This is a genomic window from Kitasatospora sp. RG8 (assembly GCF_017813315.1).
In the GTDB taxonomy this organism is placed as follows: domain Bacteria; phylum Actinomycetota; class Actinomycetes; order Streptomycetales; family Streptomycetaceae; genus Kitasatospora.
Genome location: NZ_JAGIYX010000032.1, coordinates 42991 through 60111, shown reverse-complemented (window position 1 = coordinate 60111; position 17121 = coordinate 42991). Strand labels below are relative to the sequence as shown.

The 17121-nt window shown below is 72.8% G+C and carries 19 protein-coding genes and 1 tRNA gene; 7 read left to right on the top strand and 13 right to left on the bottom strand.

Translation table 11 applies throughout. The features are described 5' to 3' along the window. Positions 1-365 precede the first annotated feature (365 nt). The gene (locus J5Y04_RS34180; protein ID WP_209416430.1) at positions 366-1319 is read left to right on the top strand and encodes a tyrosine-protein phosphatase; all 954 of its coding nucleotides are present in this window, start codon (positions 366-368) and stop codon (positions 1317-1319) included. Between the two features lie 57 nt (positions 1320-1376). On the opposite strand, the gene J5Y04_RS34175 is transcribed toward J5Y04_RS34180, so the two are convergent. From J5Y04_RS34175 to J5Y04_RS34140, 8 genes are all read right to left on the bottom strand, one after another. Then, positions 1377-2330 (bottom strand): RNA polymerase sigma factor SigF, encoded by a 954-nt coding sequence (locus J5Y04_RS34175; RefSeq protein ID WP_245205994.1) that lies wholly within the window; start codon positions 2328-2330, stop codon positions 1377-1379. Positions 2331-2518: 188 nt separating this feature from the next. Then, positions 2519-3316: an RNA polymerase sigma factor SigF gene (locus J5Y04_RS34170; protein WP_374106170.1), complete on the bottom strand. Its 798-nt coding sequence runs from the start codon at positions 3314-3316 to the stop codon at positions 2519-2521. Between the two features lie 544 nt (positions 3317-3860). Beyond that, positions 3861-4154 (bottom strand): Dabb family protein, encoded by a 294-nt coding sequence (locus J5Y04_RS34165; protein ID WP_148643967.1) that lies wholly within the window; start codon positions 4152-4154, stop codon positions 3861-3863. A gap of 62 nt (positions 4155-4216) precedes the next feature. Then, positions 4217-4381 (bottom strand): hypothetical protein, encoded by a 165-nt coding sequence (locus tag J5Y04_RS34160; protein ID WP_174315669.1) that lies wholly within the window; start codon positions 4379-4381, stop codon positions 4217-4219. A 453-nt stretch (positions 4382-4834) separates the two neighbouring features. After that, positions 4835-4924, bottom strand: a tRNA-Ser gene (locus J5Y04_RS34155). 116 nt (positions 4925-5040) lie between these two features. Beyond that, positions 5041-5631: a nucleoside deaminase gene (locus J5Y04_RS34150; protein WP_209416428.1), complete on the bottom strand. Its 591-nt coding sequence runs from the start codon at positions 5629-5631 to the stop codon at positions 5041-5043. Positions 5632-5670: 39 nt separating this feature from the next. Beyond that, entirely contained in the window at positions 5671-6219 is a 549-nt protein-coding gene (locus tag J5Y04_RS34145; RefSeq protein WP_209416427.1) for a tRNA adenosine deaminase-associated protein, read from the bottom strand. A gap of 310 nt (positions 6220-6529) precedes the next feature. After that, the gene (locus J5Y04_RS34140; RefSeq protein WP_209416426.1) at positions 6530-6754 is read right to left on the bottom strand and encodes a hypothetical protein; all 225 of its coding nucleotides are present in this window, start codon (positions 6752-6754) and stop codon (positions 6530-6532) included. Between the two features lie 150 nt (positions 6755-6904). On the opposite strand from J5Y04_RS34140, the gene upp reads away from it, so the two are divergent. Continuing rightward, positions 6905-7540 carry a uracil phosphoribosyltransferase gene (gene upp, locus J5Y04_RS34135; protein WP_148643971.1) on the top strand — a complete coding sequence of 212 codons (636 nt, stop codon included), beginning with the start codon at positions 6905-6907 and terminating at the stop codon, positions 7538-7540. A gap of 75 nt (positions 7541-7615) precedes the next feature. Here the strand turns inward: upp and J5Y04_RS34130 are convergent, their stop codons facing one another. Together J5Y04_RS34130 and J5Y04_RS34125 are read right to left on the bottom strand one after the other, a co-directional pair. Then, complete coding sequence (locus J5Y04_RS34130) at positions 7616-8278, bottom strand: LytR C-terminal domain-containing protein (protein WP_209416425.1); 663 nt, start codon at positions 8276-8278, stop codon at positions 7616-7618. Positions 8279-8513: 235 nt separating this feature from the next. Next, on the bottom strand, positions 8514-8810 hold the full coding sequence (locus J5Y04_RS34125) for a type II toxin-antitoxin system VapB family antitoxin (RefSeq protein WP_030061387.1): 297 nt from the start codon (positions 8808-8810) through the stop codon (positions 8514-8516). Between the two features lie 149 nt (positions 8811-8959). On the opposite strand from J5Y04_RS34125, the gene J5Y04_RS34120 reads away from it, so the two are divergent. Next, the gene (locus J5Y04_RS34120) at positions 8960-10624 is read left to right on the top strand and encodes a helicase HerA-like domain-containing protein (protein ID WP_209416424.1); all 1665 of its coding nucleotides are present in this window, start codon (positions 8960-8962) and stop codon (positions 10622-10624) included. Positions 10625-10641: 17 nt separating this feature from the next. Here the strand turns inward: J5Y04_RS34120 and J5Y04_RS34115 are convergent, their stop codons facing one another. Together J5Y04_RS34115 and J5Y04_RS34110 are read right to left on the bottom strand one after the other, a co-directional pair. Continuing rightward, positions 10642-11808 carry a hypothetical protein gene (locus J5Y04_RS34115; RefSeq protein WP_209416423.1) on the bottom strand — a complete coding sequence of 389 codons (1167 nt, stop codon included), beginning with the start codon at positions 11806-11808 and terminating at the stop codon, positions 10642-10644. Positions 11809-11970: 162 nt separating this feature from the next. Further along, positions 11971-12645 (bottom strand): rhomboid family intramembrane serine protease, encoded by a 675-nt coding sequence (locus J5Y04_RS34110; protein ID WP_209416422.1) that lies wholly within the window; start codon positions 12643-12645, stop codon positions 11971-11973. Between the two features lie 144 nt (positions 12646-12789). Here J5Y04_RS34110 and J5Y04_RS34105 point away from each other — a divergent pair, with 144 nt between their 5' ends. Further along, positions 12790-13308, top strand: a complete 519-nt coding sequence (locus J5Y04_RS34105; RefSeq protein ID WP_209416421.1) for a YbhB/YbcL family Raf kinase inhibitor-like protein — start codon at positions 12790-12792, stop codon at positions 13306-13308. Positions 13309-13320: 12 nt separating this feature from the next. Further along, positions 13321-14205: a hypothetical protein gene (locus J5Y04_RS42420; protein WP_245205993.1), complete on the top strand. Its 885-nt coding sequence runs from the start codon at positions 13321-13323 to the stop codon at positions 14203-14205. Positions 14206-14233: 28 nt separating this feature from the next. On the opposite strand, the gene J5Y04_RS34095 is transcribed toward J5Y04_RS42420, so the two are convergent. Then, positions 14234-15202: a YafY family protein gene (locus J5Y04_RS34095; protein WP_209416420.1), complete on the bottom strand. Its 969-nt coding sequence runs from the start codon at positions 15200-15202 to the stop codon at positions 14234-14236. A 96-nt stretch (positions 15203-15298) separates the two neighbouring features. Here J5Y04_RS34095 and J5Y04_RS34090 point away from each other — a divergent pair, with 96 nt between their 5' ends. Next, positions 15299-16786, top strand: a complete 1488-nt coding sequence (locus tag J5Y04_RS34090) for an MFS transporter (protein WP_209416419.1) — start codon at positions 15299-15301, stop codon at positions 16784-16786. A 114-nt stretch (positions 16787-16900) separates the two neighbouring features. Beyond that, positions 16901-17113, top strand: coding sequence for a KTSC domain-containing protein (locus tag J5Y04_RS34085; protein ID WP_209416418.1), 213 nt, complete (start codon positions 16901-16903; stop codon positions 17111-17113). Positions 17114-17121: the final 8 nt, after the last annotated feature.

Here is a 17121-nt window from a genome sequence, read left to right as displayed (position 1 = left end):
CCCTGTCGCTGTTCGCGGGCAGCAGGCTGCCCGGCGCCCATCCTGGTGGAGACTCCGCACCGATTGGGACCAAATGGGCGGGAGTGCAGCGAATCTGTTACCAACGTTCATGGCGATGCCATGAAGGCGCTGATTGTGGCCGGAACTGCACCCGCTGCGCAAATAATGAATTGAAAATTAAAACCCGAAGCCTGAGCGTTACCGCTGGTCACCCACCGTGCGCTGGGGCTGGCTGTGGCGCGCCCTACACTGGCGGCGTTGCGCATGACACTCTGGCACATCCTCCCGTTCCGTCGGGCAGGTTCATGCAATATCGCGCAGGGTTGTGCCATGTCACAGTCCGAATATCCAATGGAGGCCGCCGCGTGACCGAGCAGCAGACCGAGACCGCCGTTATCGAGGCCACCCGGAAAGCGGTGCAGGGCGCCCCGGACGCGGACCTGCCGGCCCGGAGCCTCGGCCTGCAGGGCGCCGTCAACGCCCGCGATCTCGGCGGCTACCGGGCGGCCGGCGGCACGGTGCTGCGGCACGGCGTCGCGCTGCGCAGCGACGGCCTCAACCGGCTCACCGACGCGGATCTCGGCCTGCTCGGCTCACTCGGCCTGCGCCAGGTGGTCGACCTGCGCAGCCTCGACGAGGTCCGCGAGGCCGGCCCCGACCGGGTCCCCGGCCTGCCGGTCGCCGCGATCGCGGCCGCCGAGATGTCGGCCACCCCGATCACCGTGGAGCCCGCCACGCCGGACGGCGTGACCCTGCACCACGTGCCGGTCTTCGCCGCCGACTTCGACATCTACGTGACGCTGCGTGACGCGCTGGCGGACCGCAGCCCGGAGAAGCAGCGCGCCCTGCTCGGCGACGGCAGGGCCGCCGCGATGATGACCGGCCTCTACCGCTGGTTCGTCACCGACCAGGTGGCCCGCGAGCGCTTCGCCGTGGTGCTGCGCCTGCTGGCCGCGCCGGACGGCCCGCCGCTGCTCTTCCACTGCTCGGCCGGCAAGGACCGCACCGGCTGGACGGCCGCGATCCTGCTGACCGCCCTCGGCGTGGACCGCGAGACGGTCTTCGCCGACTACCTGCTCACCAACGAGCGCTCCGCCGGGATCGTCGAGAACATCGTCGACAGCTTCTTCACCCGCGGCCTGATGCAGGAGCCGGAGCTGCTGCTCCCGGTCTTCCGGGCGGAGCGCTCCTACCTGGAGGCGGCCTTCGAGGAGGTCGCGACCGGCTGGGGCACCTTCCAGGGGTTCTGGCGGGACGGACTCGGGCTGGACGACGAGGTGCTGGAGGGCCTGCGGGCCAACCTGCTCACGGCGCCCTGAGCGCCCCTCAGGGGCGCGTCAGGACGCCGGGTGGCACTCGGGGGCCCGGGCGTGCCGTCAGCCCTCGCTGATCAGGCCCTCGCGCAGCTGGGTGAGGGTCCTGGTCAGCAGCCGGGAGACGTGCATCTGGGAGATGCCGATCTCCTCGCCGATCTGCGACTGGGTGAGGTTGGCGAAGAACCGCAGCATGATGATCCGGCGCTCGCGCGGCGGCAGTTTGGCCAGCAGCGGCTTCAGCGACTCGCGGTACTCCACGCCCTCCAGCGCGAGGTCCTCGTAGCCGAGCCGCTCGGCCAGCGGGCCGTCGCCGTCCTCCTCGCCGGGGCTGGAGTCCAGCGAGCTGGCGGTGTACGCGTTGCCCACCGCCAGGCCCTCGACCACGTCCTCCTCGCTGACGCCCAGGCAGGCGGCCAGCTCGGCGACGGTGGGGGAGCGGTCCAGCCGCTGGGCCAGCTCGTCGCCGGCCTTGGTGAGCGCCAGCCGCAGCTCCTGGAGCCGCCGGGGCACCCGGACCGACCAGCTGGTGTCCCGGAAGAAGCGCTTGATCTCGCCCACGACGGTCGGCATCGCGAAGGTGGGGAACTCCACCCCGCGCTCCGGGTCGAACCGGTCGATCGCCTTGATCAGGCCGATCGTGCCGACCTGGACGATGTCCTCCATCGGCTCGTTGCGGCTGCGGAACCGGGCCGAGGCGTACCGGACCAGCGGCAGGTTGAGCTCGATCAGGGTGTCGCGGACGTACGTGTGCTCGGCGCTGCCGGCCTCCAGGGCGGCCAGGCGCAGGAAGAGCGAGCGGGAGAGCGTCCGGGTGTCCAGCGCGGCACCGGACGGTGCCTCCGCGGGCGCGTGGGCGGACGCCCCGGGCACCGTCCGTCCGACGGTCCCCGGCGGGGCCCCGGGGGCGGGCGGGGCTGCGGCCGGGCCGCGCTGCACCGGGATCAGGTCGACGGCGACCGTTGTGCCACTGGCCCGACCACCGTGGATCTCCGCAGCGCCCAGATCTCCGGACATGCACCCACCCCCTTGTGACTGACAGTTGAACGGGGGCTGTCGCACTGAGGTTCCCGGCGACGCCCTCCCCCTCCATACCGGAACACGGTCCCCGGCAAACCCGAACGTCGCAAGACGTCACGCGTCGGTAACGCGCAGCAATCCTGTTCCGGGTGCCCTTTTGCCGTGCTCTGAGGGGATTGTGATGCTCAGTCTTCCCAGGAGTTGCCGGTCCGAAGCCTGGCCAGGATCCGGGACAGAAGGCGTGAGACGTGCATCTGGGACATCCCCAGCTCGGTGCTGATCTGCGACTGCGTCAGGTTGGCGAAGAACCGCAGCATGACGATCCGCCGCTCCCGCTCCGGCAGCTGCACCAGCAGGTGGCGGACCATGTCCCGGTGCTCGACCTCGGCCAGCGCCGAGTCCTCGTAGCCGAGCCGGTCCAGCAGGGCGAGCCCGCCCTCGTGCTCCTGCGCCGCCTCCAGGGAGGCCGCGTTGTAGGCCCGCCCGGCGTCCAGACAGGCCCGGACGTCCTCCTCGGGGATGCGCAGGCTGGCGGCGATCTCCGGCACCTTGGGGGCCCGGCCGTGGGTCACCGTCAGCTCCTCCATCGCGCCGCTGACCTGCACCCAGAGCTCCTGGAGCCGGCGCGGCACGTGCATGGTGCGGACGTTGTCCCGGAAGTACCGCTTGATCTCGCCGAGGATGGTCGGCAGGGCGTAGGTCGGGAACTGGACGCCGCGGGTGGGGTCGAACCGGTCGATCGCGTTGATCAGGCCGATCGTGCCGACCTGGACGACGTCCTCCATCGGCTCGCTGCGGCTGCGGAACCGGGTCGCCGCGTAGCGGACCAGCGGGATGTTGACCTCGATCAGGGCGGCCCGGACCCGCTCCCGCTCGGGGGTGTCCGGGGGCAGCTCGGCGAGCCGCTCGAAGAGCACCCGGGTCAGCGTCCGGACGTCCACCACGGGGCGCCCGCCGGGGCCGCGGAGGCCGTCCGGGCGCAGTTCGCCGGCCGGGCCGATGACGGCGGCCAGGACCTCCTCGGGCGGCACGGCCTGGACGGGGGGCTGGGCCTGGGCTTGAACGGAGGCTTGAGCCTGAACGGAGCTCTGGGGCGGGGCCTGAGCCTGGGGCGGGGTCTGGGGCGGGGGCTGGGCCGGGGGTTGCGCCTGGCCCTGTGCGGGCGGGGCCGGCGCCGGTGCGGCGGCCCCCGTACTGGTCTGTGCAGTGGCCGGCCCGGTATCGGTTCCCGGCGCGCTCCCTGGTGTCCGCACGGACACGTCACCCCTCCCAAAGTCGACAATGGTGGGACTTGCGGATCGGGCGTCGCGTCTGGGTTCACCACCTCGCCATGTCCGGCAAAACCGGTCATAGCATCACAAGGCGGGCGCAGGTCGGGCAAGCACCGCGTAGAGGTGTGTTGGTGGTGCGGGGGTGCTTCACCGGGTCTTCCGGCGCGGCCTCCGGAGGATCGTTCCGGGACAGAGCAAGGCGCCCCGCCCGGGTCTCGGGAGGGGCGCCGCGGTCCGTCCGGGGGATGTCCCGGGATCAGACCTCGATGTCGGCGATCACCCAGGTGGCGAACTCGCGCCACTGGCCGGCCGCGGCCTGGTGGGCCGGGTGGGTGAGGTAGGCCTGGAGCGCCTCGCGGTCCTCGACCAGGCTGTTGATCGCGTAGTCGTGGGCGATGTCGCGCTCGGTGGTGTTCCAGCCGCACTCCCACTCGCGCAGCTCGGGGATGACCGGGCCGAGGGCCTCGAAGGCCTTGGCGCCGGCGAGCGCGCGCTCGTCGTCCTTGCTGACGCCTTCATTGAGCTTGAACAGGACCAGGTGCCGGATCACGATGCCGCTCCTCGCGGACGGGGGGTTGAGGGACGCGCCCACCGTAGCCGGTGCCGGAGCGGCTACTTCACCAGCCCGGTCATGAAGGTGCCGATCGCCTTGGCGGCGTTCGAGATGCCCTCGAAGCCCAGTTGGACGAGCTCGGCGGCGCGGGCCGGCGAGGTGATGATCGTGTAGAGCACGAAGACGAGCAGGAGAACCATGCCGATCTTCTTCGCCTGCGCCATCCGGTGGCCTTCCTCCCTGCTGTGGGCCGCCGCCATTCGGTCCCCGAGCGTCCCTCTGCATTGGGCAGCTTATCCACCGGACGGCCTATCAAGTGTGCGACGCGTTCGCCCGGCGGGACGAAGGTCCCCTTGAGTGGGGCCTTTCTCCGGGTGCCCCGGCGCGATGCGTCGAGCAGGATGGTTGATGTGCCGAGGATCTGGCAGGAATCCCCGGTGTGTGGATCCGGAGCTCCCCGCTGTGGGACCGGGCACCGCGACTTCCCCCGACGCGGCCCCGGTTGTGGGACTCCGCCCGGGGGAGCGGTTGTTCCCCCCTGGGCCGCTCCCCCCTCCAGGCTCCGTGCTCGAAGGGCGTTGGTGGTCATCGGCCCAGGGCGCGGAGCCCTTTCCGCGTATGAGGGTGCGCGGGAACGACGAGGGCCCCGTCCGGTGCGGACGGGGCCCTCGTGTTGCTGGCGGTAGCGGTGGGATTCGAACCCACGGTGGAGTTGCCCCCACACACGCTTTCGAGGCGTGCTCCTTTGGCCGCTCGGACACGCTACCGAGGGGAACTCTACCGGACGGGTGGCTCCGTCACGAAATCCGTATCGGGAGGGGGTCCTGCGGGTCGCCTGCGGGGGTGCGCGGCGGTGTTCGGCGGGGTGTTCGGCGGTGGGTGTTCAGCGGTGGGTGTCGAAGAAGGCCCGGAGCTGTTCGGCGCAGTCGTCGGCCAGGACGCCCGGGACGACCTCGGGGCGGTGGTTGAGCCGGCGGTCGCGCATCACGTCGAAGAGGGAGCCGGCGGCGCCGGCCTTCTCGTCGAGGGCGCCGTAGACCACCCGGTCGATCCGGGAGAGGACGATGGCGCCCGCGCACATGGTGCAGGGCTCCAGGGTGACCACGAGGGTGCAGCCGCTGAGGCGCCACTCGCCCTCCCGTCGCCCGCCGCCACCCTTGTTCGGAGCGCTTCGCGCGGCCGCTCCCAAATTGGCGGCCGCCTCGCGGATGGCGACGACCTCGGCGTGGGCGGTCGGGTCGCCGACCGCCTCGCGCTCGTTGTGGCCGCGTCCGATCACCTCGCCGTCCGGGCCCAGGACGAGCGCCCCGACCGGGACGTCCCCGGTGGCCGGCGCCAGTGCGGCCTCGGCGATGGCGAGGCGCATCGGCGCCGCCCAGCGGTCGCGGACCGGGTCGGGGCGGACGGGGGCGGGGAGCGGGGCTATCTGCGGGACAGCCGGTAGGACTGTCTGGCGGGCGGACGCGGACTGCATGGCATCCAGTGTCCGGCATCCGGTGACGGGCACCGGTCGCTACCGGACCGCCTCCAGGACCTCGCCGCAGCCGAGGGCCTCGGCGATCTCCTCCAGGGCGTCGCCCGGAACGGCGCCCTCGCCGCTGAGGGCGAGCAGCTCCTCGGAGGGCAGCCCGAACTCGGAGAGCAGGTGGGAGTCGCCCAGCGGGCCGACCGGGACGCCGCCGCGGGTGCCCGCGTCGTCGTCCTCCTCCTGCTCCTGCGCCACCTCCTCGTCCTCCAGCTCGGCGACCAGGTTGTCGAGGTCGCCGAACTCGCTCTCGCCGGCCTGGTCGACCAGCTCGTCGGTGAGGACGGAGCCGTACGAGCTGCGCGCGGCGGCGGCGCCGTCCGACACGAAGATGCGCGGGTCCTCCTCACCGTCGACCCGGACGACGGCGAACCAGGCGTCCTCCTGCTCGATGAAGACCAGGACGCTGTCGTCGTCCTGGGCGGCCTCGCGGGCCACATCGGCCAGATCGGCCAGGGTTTCGACGTCGTCGAGTTCCGTCTCGCTCACATCCCACCCGTCCTCGGTGCGAGCAAGCACTGCAGCGAAGTACGCCACCAGGGACACTCCCAAGATCTCGGTCTCGGCTGTCGGCGCGCTCGGGCAACGCGGAACCTGGCCGCCCCCGCGCCAGAGGCGGTCCGCTGTTCGGACCGTCCCATCGGAATCGTGACAGAAAGCCCGCCGTTGCGGGGGGTGTTCGGCAGCGCGTCTTTGCAGGTCGTGTCGGAAGGACTGGCCGGGGGCCGGTGTACGCCCGCCGGGGCGCGCCGAGACCGCTCGAACGGCGGTCGCGCGGCGGTCGCGCGGTGGCCGGAAGGGGGCCCGGGAGGGGCGGGGGAGTGATCCGGAGGGGACGGGAGACCCTTCAGATCCGGAAGGTTCGCATCCGCAGGGCTTCGCGCATCCGCCGTTCCTTGGTCCGGCGGGGCTGCACCCGCTCACGCAGTTCGCGCGCCTCGGCGAGCTCGCGCAGGAAGACGGCCCGCCGCTTGCGGCGTTCCGCCTCGGTCTCCGGATGGTCCGGGCGCCCGCCCGACGGGCCCGGGAGCCCGTCCGCCGAGCCGTCCCCGGTCCTCGGGTTGCTCGTCATACGACGTGACTTTCCCAGATCGGTCCGGTTGATACCACAGGAGGCCGTTCCGTCCTGAGATTCGCGGTGCGTCACGGCGTGTCACTGCAGAGTGAACACGGCAGGCCGCGGCGTGTCGTACGGGCGTCCGGGCCGGGCTAACCTCGATGCATGCGGATCCACGTCGTCGACCACCCCCTGGTCGCCCACAAGCTCTCCACCCTGCGCGACGAGCGCACCGACTCGCCGACCTTCCGTCGCCTGACCGACGAGCTGGTGACCCTCCTCGCCTACGAGGCCACCCGGGACGTCCGCACCGAGGAGGTGGAGATCACCACCCCGGTGGCGGTCACCACCGGCACGCGGCTGAGCTACCCGCGCCCGCTGGTGGTGCCGATCCTCCGGGCCGGCCTCGGCATGCTGGACGGGATGACCCGGCTGCTGCCGACCGCCGAGGTCGGCTTCCTCGGCATGGTGCGCAACGAGGAGACCCTGGAGGCCTCCACCTACGCCACCCGGATGCCGGACGACCTCTCCGGCCGCCAGGTCTACGTGCTCGACCCGATGCTGGCGACCGGCGGCACGCTGGTCGCGGCGATCCGCATGCTGATCGAGCGGGGCGCCACCGACGTCACCGCCGTGGTGCTGCTGGCCGCGCCCGAGGGCGTCGCGGTGATGGAGAAGGAGCTGACCGGCCTTCCGGTCACCGTCGTCACCGCCGCGGTCGACGAGCGGCTGAACGAGAACGGCTACATCGTCCCCGGCCTGGGCGACGCGGGCGACCGCCTCTACGGCACCGCGGGCTGAGCACCCTCCCCCCGAGCAGCTGAGAGCCCCCCGGCACCGTGCCGGGGGGCTCTCGTACGTCCGGGGCCGGGCCGCTCAGCAGCTGCCGGTGGTGCTCGGGGTCGGGGAGGGCTTGGTCGCCAGGGCCAGTGCCGCGGCGGCCTGGGTCTCGTCCAGCAGGGCGTTGTAGCTGTCGCCGACGACGACGTCCACGCTGTTGTCGGTGCGGGCGTCGGTGCTGATGGTGGCGCCGGCGATCTGCGAGCTGATCAGGGTGGCGGCTCCGGCTCCGGCCGGGCCGGCGATCACCACGGCGGTGCCGGGCACCTTCTTGTCGAGCTCGGCCGGGGCGTTGCCCTTCTTGTCCACGGTGAAGCCGCGCTTCGTGAACTCGTCGGCGGTCCGCCCGGCCAGGCCGGACTTGGTGGTGGCGTTGAAGACGTTCAGCTTGAAGCCGGCCGGCTGCGGGATGGCGTGCGGGTCGCCGCCGGGGGCGCCGGGGGACGCGTCCGGGGTGGGGGTGGGCGCGGCCAGTGCCTTGCCGGACGGCGACGCGCAGGCCTGGGCGGAGGCGTTCTTGCCCTTGCCGGTGAAGATGTCGTAGAGCTGGACGCCGCCGAGCGCGATGAGCGCCAGCGCGAGCAGCGAGCCGATCAGGGCCATGACCTTGCGGCTCTTCCGGGGCGGTCGGCCCAGCCGTGGATAGCTGTTGCCGGTGACGCGGTACTGCTTCCCCTTCAGGCCTTGGGGAGTCAACATGCTCACGGTTTGTCTCCCCCTCGTGCCAGGGCGGGGATCGGGTGACGGGTCGGCCGGGGTTGGCGTTCGCCGTGGTCGCGGCCGTAGTCAGCAGACTAGTGCCGGACGGCTGCGAAGGTACTAAATGATCATCATCTGGAGTACGCCGGTACCCGAACGGAGGTATCCGGGTACGAACCGACCGCCCTCCGGCGGGAGGCCGGAAGGCGGTGCGGGTGCACGCGGGAGCGGCCCGTCACTCCATTTCGAGGACACGGGCGTGCAGCACCTGGCGCTGTTGCAGCGCGGCGCGCACGGCCCGGTGCAGCCCGTCCTCCAGGTAGAGGTCGCCGTGCCATTTCACGACGTGGGCGAAGAGGTCGCCGTAGAAGGTGGAGTCCTCCGCGAGGAGGGTCTCCAGGTCGAGTTGGCCCTTGGTGGTCACCAGCTGGTCCAGCCGCACCGGACGCGGGGCGACGTCCGCCCACTGGCGGGTGCTGGTCCGGCCGTGATCCGGGTACGGCCGCCCATTGCCGATGCGCTTGAAGATCACACGGAAAGCCTACCGTTTGGGCGGCGGATGGCCCAGCAGCCGCGTCGCCGCCACGCGCTCCAACGCGAGCTGCGGGTGGACGATTGCGGCTGTTTCATGGGAAATGTCGCGAACGTCGTTCCTCAGCTCTGCCTCTGGAGTGTGATCCGATGCCCCCCGCCGAGCCGTCGAGCCCCGCCGGGCAGCCGTCCCCCGTCGAGCCGTCGTCCGCCGCCGGCCTGCCCGCCCGGGTGCGGGAGATCGCCGACGGATACGCCTTCACCGGGCCGGCCCTCGACCTCGGCGCGGTGCTGCTGGACGGCACCGCCCACGCCGGCGCCCAGGTGCGGGTGCCGCTCGGGGTGCTCAACCGTCACGGGCTGGTGGCGGGCGCCACGGGCACCGGCAAGACCAAGACCCTCCAGCTGATCGCCGAACAGCTCTCCGCGCAGGGCGTGCCGGTGTTCCTGGCCGACGTCAAGGGCGACGTCTCCGGCGTCTCCGCGCCCGGCACGCCGAGCGAGCGGACCACCGCCCGCGCCGCCGAGGTCGGACAGAGCTGGTCGCCGCAGGGCTGCCCGGCCGAGTTCTACGCACTCGGCGGCCTCGGCACCGGGATCCCGGTCCGGGCCACCGTCACCAGCTTCGGCCCGCTGCTGCTCTCCAAGGTGCTGGACCTGAACGAGACCCAGGAGTCCTCGCTCGGGCTGGTCTTCCACTACGCCGACCGCAGCGGCCTGGAGCTGTACGACCTCAAGGACCTCACCGCCGTCATCACCTTCCTCACCTCGCCGGAGGGCAAGGAGGAGCTGAAGGGCATCGGCGGCCTCTCCGCCGCCACCGCCGGGGTGATCCTGCGTTCGCTGACCCTGCTGGAGAACGAGGGCGCGGGGGCGTTCTTCGGCGAGCCGGAGTTCGACACCGCGGAGCTGCTGCGGACGACGGACGGGGACGCGTCCGGCCCGGAGGGCGGGGGCGGGCGGGGCGTCGTCTCGGTGCTGGAGCTGCCCGCGGTGCAGGACCGGCCGCGGCTCTTCTCCACCTTCCTGATGTGGCTGCTGGCCGACCTCTACCAGGAGCTGCCCGAGGTGGGGGACCTGGAGAAGCCCAAGCTGGTCTTCTTCTTCGACGAGGCGCACCTGCTGTTCAACGGCGCGTCCAAGGCCTTCCTGGAGGCGATCACCCAGACCGTCCGGCTGATCCGGTCCAAGGGCGTCGGGATCTTCTTCGTCACCCAGACGCCGAAGGACGTCCCGTCGGACGTGCTGGCCCAGCTGGGCAACCGGGTGCAGCACGCGCTGCGGGCCTTCACCCCGGACGACGCCAAGGCGCTCAGGGCGACGGTCTCGACCTTCCCCAAGTCCTCCGTGTACGACCTGGGGGAGCTGCTGACCTCGCTCGGCACCGGTGAGGCGGTGGTGACGGTGCTCTCGGAGCGGGGCGCGCCGACGCCGGTGGCGGCGACCAGGCTGCGGGCGCCGCAGTCGCTGATGGGGCCGGTCGAGGCGGGGGCGTTGCGGGCGGCGGTGGACGCGTCCGCCCTGACGGCCCGGTACCGGGACGCGGTCGACCGTGAGTCGGCGTACGAGAAGCTGGCGGCGCGGGCGGCGCGACCGGAGGCCGCCCCGGTGACGGAGCCCGCGCCCCCGGCGGGGCGCGCGCCCTCGGGGAGCGGGCGGGACGAGCGGGAGGAGCGGGAGGAGAAGGACGGTGGCGGGCTGCTCGGGGCGCTGATGAGCAACGCGGCGCTGAAGTCCTTCGCCCGCTCGGCCGGGACGCAGCTCGGCCGGGAGATCTCGCGCAGCCTGTTCGGGACGTCCCGGCGGCGGCGCTGAGGCCGCGCCCCGGGGGCCTACCCGGCGAGGGCGGCGCCGATCCGGTCCATCGAGGAGAGCCGCATCAGGCCGTAGTTGTAGAACTCGACCTCCGGCACGCCCAGCTCGCGCAGGGTGGCGATCTTGGCGGCGAGGTTGGCCGGGCCGTCGCAGTCCGAGGCCATCGGACGCAGGATCACCGCCATCCCCTGCGGGCGGACGCCGTGCAGGGCGAAGGCGGCGACCTTCTCGCGGACGGCCTCCGGGGTCCTCGCGTAGCCGAGGGTCTCGATCTGGTCGGCGGCCTTGGTGAGCGCGGGCAGGTCGATGCCGGAGAGCCAGCCCTTCCCCGGGCCGCCGCCGTCCATGAAGCTCAGCCGCATGCCGTGCCGCCGCGCCTCCGCGGCCACCTCGGCGGCCAGCGAGGTCACCGTCGCGGCGGAGGCGTCCACGTAGGCGGCGAACGCGCCGCCGGCCAGTTCGTCCAGGGCGCCCGGTGCGGCGGCGGCCGCGTCGTCGGCCAGCCGGCGGCGCAGTTCGGCGCGGACGGCCGTGGCCACCTCGTCGGCCGGCACACCGGCGCGGGTGGCGGCGGCGCGGCAGTGGTCGCAGAAGCAGACGCCGAGCAGGGCCTCGGCGACCGGGCCCAGCTCCTCGAAGTAGCGCTCGTGGTGGTAGCCGTGGCGCAGGCCGTGGAAGTGCAGCGACTCGGCCCGGATCGCGTCCACCCCGTACCGGGCCAGCTCGCCGACCAGGGTCACCGCGTACTCGCGGACCTCCGGGTTGGCCGGGCAGAGCTCCGTCAGGTGACGGTCGCCGAAGGCGTTGGCGGGCGCGCAGTCCGGGTGCTCGAAGCCGAGCCGGTCGTTGTGGCAGAAGACCGTCCAGGCGTGCAGCCTCAGCCCGCGGCGCCCGGCCTCGGCGGCGGCCTCGGCGAAGGGGTCGCGGTCGCCGATCGCGGTGGAGGGGGCGGGCCGCAGCCGCCGGCCGGCCCAGCGGGCGGGGTCGGGCCGGAAGTAGGCGGCGCCGGGCTCCAGGTAGCGGATCACCCGGTGCGGGTTGTGCGGGAAGACGTCCCGGGCCTCGTGGTAGACCGAGGCGAGGGTGACGCCGCCGACGCCCGCCCGGTCGGTGAGGTTGCCGAAGAAGGTGTCGGCGCCTTCGTCGAGCAGGTCGGTGGCGAAGGCGAGGACGGACGACTCCACGGTGCGGCTCCGGAGCAGGGGGCGGGTGCCCTCCCACGCTAGCCGGAGGGGGTGGGCTGGTCTAGACCTGGCCGGCCGGGTGCGCCCCCGGCACGTCTGCCGGCTCGTCCGGCGGCTCGTCCCCGACGCCCCCGGCTCGCCTCCGCAGGCCCTCGGGGTGGCTCAGAGGCCCAGGTCGTCCAGCTCCTTGTGCAGGGCCGCCCGGGGGCCGGAGGCGGTGGGTGCGGTCGCGGCGGCCGGTCGCGGGGCGGCGGCCGGTCGCGGGGTCCGGTTGCGGAGGAGCCAGGCGCCGGCGAGGCCGCCGATCAGCCCGCCGAGGTGGCCCAGCCAGCTGATCCCCGGGTCGCCGGGCAGGACGCCGAGCAGGACGTACGCGTACACCGCCGCGATCACGACGCCGACGACCGCGTCCAGCGGGTTGCGGTCGAGGAGGCCGCGCAGCACCACGTAGCCGAAGTAGCCGTAGACCATGCCGCTCGCGCCGACCGTCACCGCCTCGGGCCGTTCGAACAGCCAGATCGTCAGGCCGCCGGTGAGGACGATGACCAGGGAGACCCAGAGGAACTTCTTCATGCCGCGGTAGGCGGCGAGGAAGCCGAAGGCGAAGAGGGGCCAGGAGTTGGCCTCGATGTGCTCCCAACTTCCGTGCAGCAGCGGCATGGTGAACATGTCGGGAAGTTCGTCCAGGCGCTGCGAGCGCAGGCCCCACTCGCGGGAGAGCCCGTAGTCGTCCGTCCAGTTCACCAGCTGCACCAGCCAGATGACGGCCAGGACGCCGAGCATGGTGAAGAGCGCGCGGCGGGAGTCGGCGAGCAGGCGGGCGAGTTTGGAGGCCATGTCCCGACTCTAGGACGGGGCGGGCCGTGGTGGCACCCCACTAAAGTGAATCGCGTCATTCAGCCCGGTCCGAGCCGTTTCCGGCTCCCCCGGCTGACCTTGGCCGTCCGCGGCCGTTCCCGGCTTGTCGAGAGGTGACCATTCATGAGTGTCCGTCCGCCGCTGCCGTACGAGTTCCTGCCGCAGGTGCCCTCCTTCCCGCTGACCAGCGAGGACATCACCGAAGGCGGCACGCTGGCCAAGGAGTTCATCTACTCCGGCGGCAACCTCTCGCCGCAGCTGGCCTGGTCCGGCCTGCCGGAGGGCACCCGGTCCATCGCCGTCACGTGCTACGACCCGGACGCCCCGACCGGTTCCGGCTGGTGGCACTGGCTCGCCCTCAACCTGCCCGCCGACACGGCGGCCCTGGCGCGCGGCGCCGGTTCGTCCGACGCCGACCTGCCCGGCGAGGCGTCCTTCCACGCCCGCAACGACTTCCCCGGCAACAAGTACGACGGCGCCGCCCCGCCGCCCGGCGCCCCGCACCGGTACGCGTTCGCCGTGCACGCGCTGGACGTGGACGCGCTGGACGTCTCCGCCGACACGCCGCCGGCCCAGGTCGGCTTCCACATCACCTTCCACACGCTGGCGCGCGCGGTGATCACCGCCGAGTTCGGCGTCTGAGAGTCTTCTCGGATGAACGATCCGGTTGAGGTCTGGCGGCTGCCCGAGCAGGAGTTCAAGGCGGGCCGCCGGGCCTTCGCCTGGACGGTGGGGCCGGCCGGCGAGCTGGTCGTGCTGGTGGTGTCCGAGGAACAGCTGTCGAACGCCTACGGCTGGGTGCGCCTCGACCTGCCCTGCGACGCCGAGTTGGTCACGGTGACGCCCGAGGGCGAGTGGCGGATGCAGTTGCGCGGCGTCACCGTCCACCCGGACCACCTGGCGATGCTGCCCGGCGGTCGGACCCTGGTGGTGTGCGCCGGCGCCGACGAGCTGGCGGACGGGTGGGAGCGCAACGCCGTCGTGCACGGGCCCGACGGCCTGCCCGCCCGGGAGCTGACGCTCGGACACTGCATCCAGGCGCTGGTGACCGACCGCGACGGCCGGATCTGGATGGCCTACGGGGACGAGGGCGTCCACGGCGACCACCCCGCCTCGCAGACCGGGCTGCACGGGATGGACACGGCCGGCCGCACGGTGTGGAGCCCGGAGCGGGGCGAGCTGCCCGGGTACCCGCTGGAGGGGCTCGCCGCCGCCACCGAGGGCCGGGCCGTCTGGCTGGCCTGGTACCCGGACACCAAGGGGAGCTTCCTCACCCGGGTCGATCCCGCGGGCGGGCCGTCGTCGTCGCTGCCGCTCCCGGTGCGCGAGCCGGTCGGGTTCGCCGTCCGCGGCGACCGGGCGGTCTTCCTGGACCACCGGTCCGGGCTGCTCTGGGCCGAACGTGTCGGAGCGGGCTGGAAGGAGCTCCGGCGCGCGCCGCTCGGCCTGCCGGGCGAGCTCGACCGGCAGCGGGCGTACGGGCGCAACGGGGAACTGTGGTTCCGGTCGGGGAACGGCTGGTACCGGGTGGCGGCCTGACCGGGCCCCGGGGCCCGTCCTCGCATCCCTAGCCGCCGTTGTCCGCCGCCCGGTTGGCGCGGGCGGCGAGGGCGCGCAGGTGGGCGTGCATCTCCGGGGGGTCGTGCACCTCGAACTCGCAGCCCAACATGAGCAGGCGCATCGCCAGGTAGTCCAGCGAGTCGGCCCGGGAGCGGAGGCGGCAGCTCTTGTCGTCGAGCGGTTCGACCGTGGTGTCGTTGGCGTGGCTGATCCAGCGCTCGACCTCGGAGGCGGGCATGTGCAGGGTCGCCACCAGGGTGTGGACGGCCGCCGGCCGGCGGAGCTTGCTCGCCACGTACGCGGCCGCGTCCTCGGCGGGGAGTTCGCGCGGGGTGAAGCGGGCTCCGGTGGCGAACGGCTCGCTGATCCGGTCCACCCGGAAGAGCCGCCAGTCGTCGCGGTCGAGGTCGAACCCGACCAGGTACCAGCGCCGCCCGGCGGAGACCAGGCGGTCGGGCTCGACCTGGCGGCGGGTCTCGGCGCCGTCGGCGGCCCGGTAGCCGAAGCGGAGCCGCTCGCGGGCGGCGACGGCGCCCGCGAGCACGGTGAGGTCCTCGGGGTCGACGGTCGCCCCGTCGCCGGTGAGCAGCGGGACGGTGGCCGTGTTCAGCGTGCCGACCCGGTGGCGCAGGCGGCCCGGCAGCACCTGGAGCAGTTTGCCGAGCGCGCGGACGGACGCCTCCTCGATGCCGACCACGGCGTGCCCGGCCGCCGCCCGGAGGCCGACCGCGATGGCCACCGCCTCCTCGTCGTCCAGCAGCAGCGGCGGCATGGCCGTCCCCGCCACCAGCCGGTAGCCGCCGATCGCGCCCATCGTCGCCTGCACCGGGTAGCCCAGCTCGCGCAGCCGGTCGATGTCGCGCCGGATCGTCCGCGGGCTGACCTGGAGGCGCTCGGCCAGCTCGCTGCCGGGCCACTCGCGCGGGGTCTGGAGGAGGGAGAGCAGGTTCAGCAGCCGTGCCGGGGTGTCCGTCATGGCCTCCAGGATGCCGGACAACGCGGACAGGATCTGACCTACATCCCCCCTATCGTCGACGACGTGCCGAAGAGCGAGGTAGCGGAGGAGAGCGTGATGGCTGCAGTGGAACCGGGGGTGGTGTCCGACCGGCGGAGGTGGATAGCGCTGGCGATCGTGATGACGGCCTCGTTCATGGACCTGGTGGACGTCACCATCGTGAACATCGCCGTCCCGAGCATCCAGGCGGACACCGGTGCCTCGTTCAGCGCCGTCCAGTGGGTGACCGGCGGCTACGCGCTGGCCTTCGCGATCGGGCTGATCACCGGCGGGCGGCTGGGCGACATCTACGGCCGCAAGCGGCTCTTCCTGCTCGGCATCGGCGGGTTCACCGTCGCCTCCGCGCTGTGCGGCCTGGCGAGCGGCGCCGAGATGCTGGTCGCGATGCGGGTGGTGCAGGGCGGGACGGCCGCGCTGATGGTGCCGCAGGTGCTGTCGATCATCCACGCGACCTTCCCGGCGGAGGAGCGCGGCAAGGTGTTCGGCCTGTTCGGCGCGGTGGTCGGCCTCGGCGCCGTCTCCGGCCCGCTGATCGGCGCGCTGCTCACCGAGTGGGACCTCTTCGGCCTGGCCTGGCGGCCGATCTTCCTGATCAACCTGCCGGTCGGCATCGCCGGCCTGCTGCTCGGCCGCGCGTTCATCGGGGAGTCGCGGGCGGAGAAGGCGCTGAAGCTGGACCTGGTGGGCGTGCTGCTGGTCAGCGTCGGCCTGCTGATGCTGATCTACCCGCTCACCCACGGCCGGGAGGCCGGCTGGCCGCTCTGGGGCTACCTGTCGATGGCCGGTTCGCTGCCGGTGTTCGCGCTGTTCGTCGCCTACGAGCGGGTCAAGACGCGCAAGGACGGCTCGCCGCTGGTGGAGCTGTCGCTGTTCCGGGTGAAGAGCTTCGCGGCCGGCATCGGCGTGCAGCTGACCTTCGGCGTCGCCACCGGCATCTTCTTCCTGGTCTGGACGCTCTACATGCAGCTGGGCCTGGGCTGGAGCCCGCTGAAGGCCGGGACGACCGGCATCCCGTTCTCGATCGCCGTCTCGGTGGCCGCCGGGATCTCGGTGCAGAAGCTGGTGCCGCGCTTCGGGCGCAAGGTGCTCCAGGCGGGCGCGCTGGTGATGGCGGCGGGCGTGGTCACGTACATCTGGGAGGCCGATCGGTACGGGACGGCCATCGCGCCGTGGCAGATGGCGCTGCCGCTGGTGGTGATGGGCCTCGGGATGGGCCTGATCGTCGCGCCGATCACGGACGCCGTCCTGGCGGAGGTGCCGCGCGAGCACGCCGGCTCGGCGTCCGGGCTGATCAACACGGTGAACCAGATGGGGAACGCGCTGGGGCTGGGCCTGGTGTCGGTGGCGTTCTTCGGCCAGATCGACGACGTGATCGCGCCGGAGGCGGTGGGCACCGCGTTCAACGGGGCGTTCGTCCACGCGATGTGGTGGGTCGTGGGGGTGATGGCGGCCGTGTTCCTGCTGATGTGCGCGCTGCCGCGGCGGAAGGCGGCGGCAGCTGCGGACGCCGTCGCGGCGGAGGGCCAGGTGCCCGTCCTGGTCTGACGGCCGGTGTGTGAGGGGCCCCGGTCGCGGCGCGGCCGGGGCCCTCGTGCGCTCAGGGCCGTGGGCTCAGCGCCGTGGTGCGCTCAGCGCCGTCGTGCGCACACTGGAAGGGCAATGGAGCGGCAGGCGGTGGACTCGTCGGCGCTGCGCTCGGTCGGGTACGACGCGGCGCTGCTCGTGCTGGAGCTGGAGTTCACCGGCGGGAGCGTCTACGTGTACGAGGCCGTGCCCGGGCGGGTGCACCGGGAGTTGATGGCGGCGCAGAGCCACGGGCGGTACTTCGTCCGGGAGGTCAGGGGGCGCTACGCGTACCGGCGCCTGGTCTGAGGCCCGGC

Coding starts and splice junctions, on each gene's coding strand:
- J5Y04_RS34175 (WP_245205994.1), bottom strand. CDS start 2,330: ATGTCCGGAGATCTGGGCGCTGCGGAGATCCACGGTGGTCGGGCCAGT.
- J5Y04_RS34160 (WP_174315669.1), bottom strand. CDS start 4,381: ATGGCGCAGGCGAAGAAGATCGGCATGGTTCTCCTGCTCGTCTTCGTG.
- J5Y04_RS34150 (WP_209416428.1), bottom strand. CDS start 5,631: ATGCAGTCCGCGTCCGCCCGCCAGACAGTCCTACCGGCTGTCCCGCAG.
- J5Y04_RS34140 (WP_209416426.1), bottom strand. CDS start 6,754: ATGACGAGCAACCCGAGGACCGGGGACGGCTCGGCGGACGGGCTCCCG.
- upp (WP_148643971.1), top strand. CDS start 6,905: ATGCGGATCCACGTCGTCGACCACCCCCTGGTCGCCCACAAGCTCTCC.
- J5Y04_RS34130 (WP_209416425.1), bottom strand. CDS start 8,278: ATGTTGACTCCCCAAGGCCTGAAGGGGAAGCAGTACCGCGTCACCGGC.
- J5Y04_RS34120 (WP_209416424.1), top strand. CDS start 8,960: ATGCCCCCCGCCGAGCCGTCGAGCCCCGCCGGGCAGCCGTCCCCCGTC.
- J5Y04_RS34110 (WP_209416422.1), bottom strand. CDS start 12,645: ATGGCCTCCAAACTCGCCCGCCTGCTCGCCGACTCCCGCCGCGCGCTC.
- J5Y04_RS34105 (WP_209416421.1), top strand. CDS start 12,790: ATGAGTGTCCGTCCGCCGCTGCCGTACGAGTTCCTGCCGCAGGTGCCC.
- J5Y04_RS42420 (WP_245205993.1), top strand. CDS start 13,321: ATGAACGATCCGGTTGAGGTCTGGCGGCTGCCCGAGCAGGAGTTCAAG.
- J5Y04_RS34095 (WP_209416420.1), bottom strand. CDS start 15,202: ATGACGGACACCCCGGCACGGCTGCTGAACCTGCTCTCCCTCCTCCAG.
- J5Y04_RS34090 (WP_209416419.1), top strand. CDS start 15,299: ATGGCTGCAGTGGAACCGGGGGTGGTGTCCGACCGGCGGAGGTGGATA.
- J5Y04_RS34085 (WP_209416418.1), top strand. CDS start 16,901: ATGGAGCGGCAGGCGGTGGACTCGTCGGCGCTGCGCTCGGTCGGGTAC.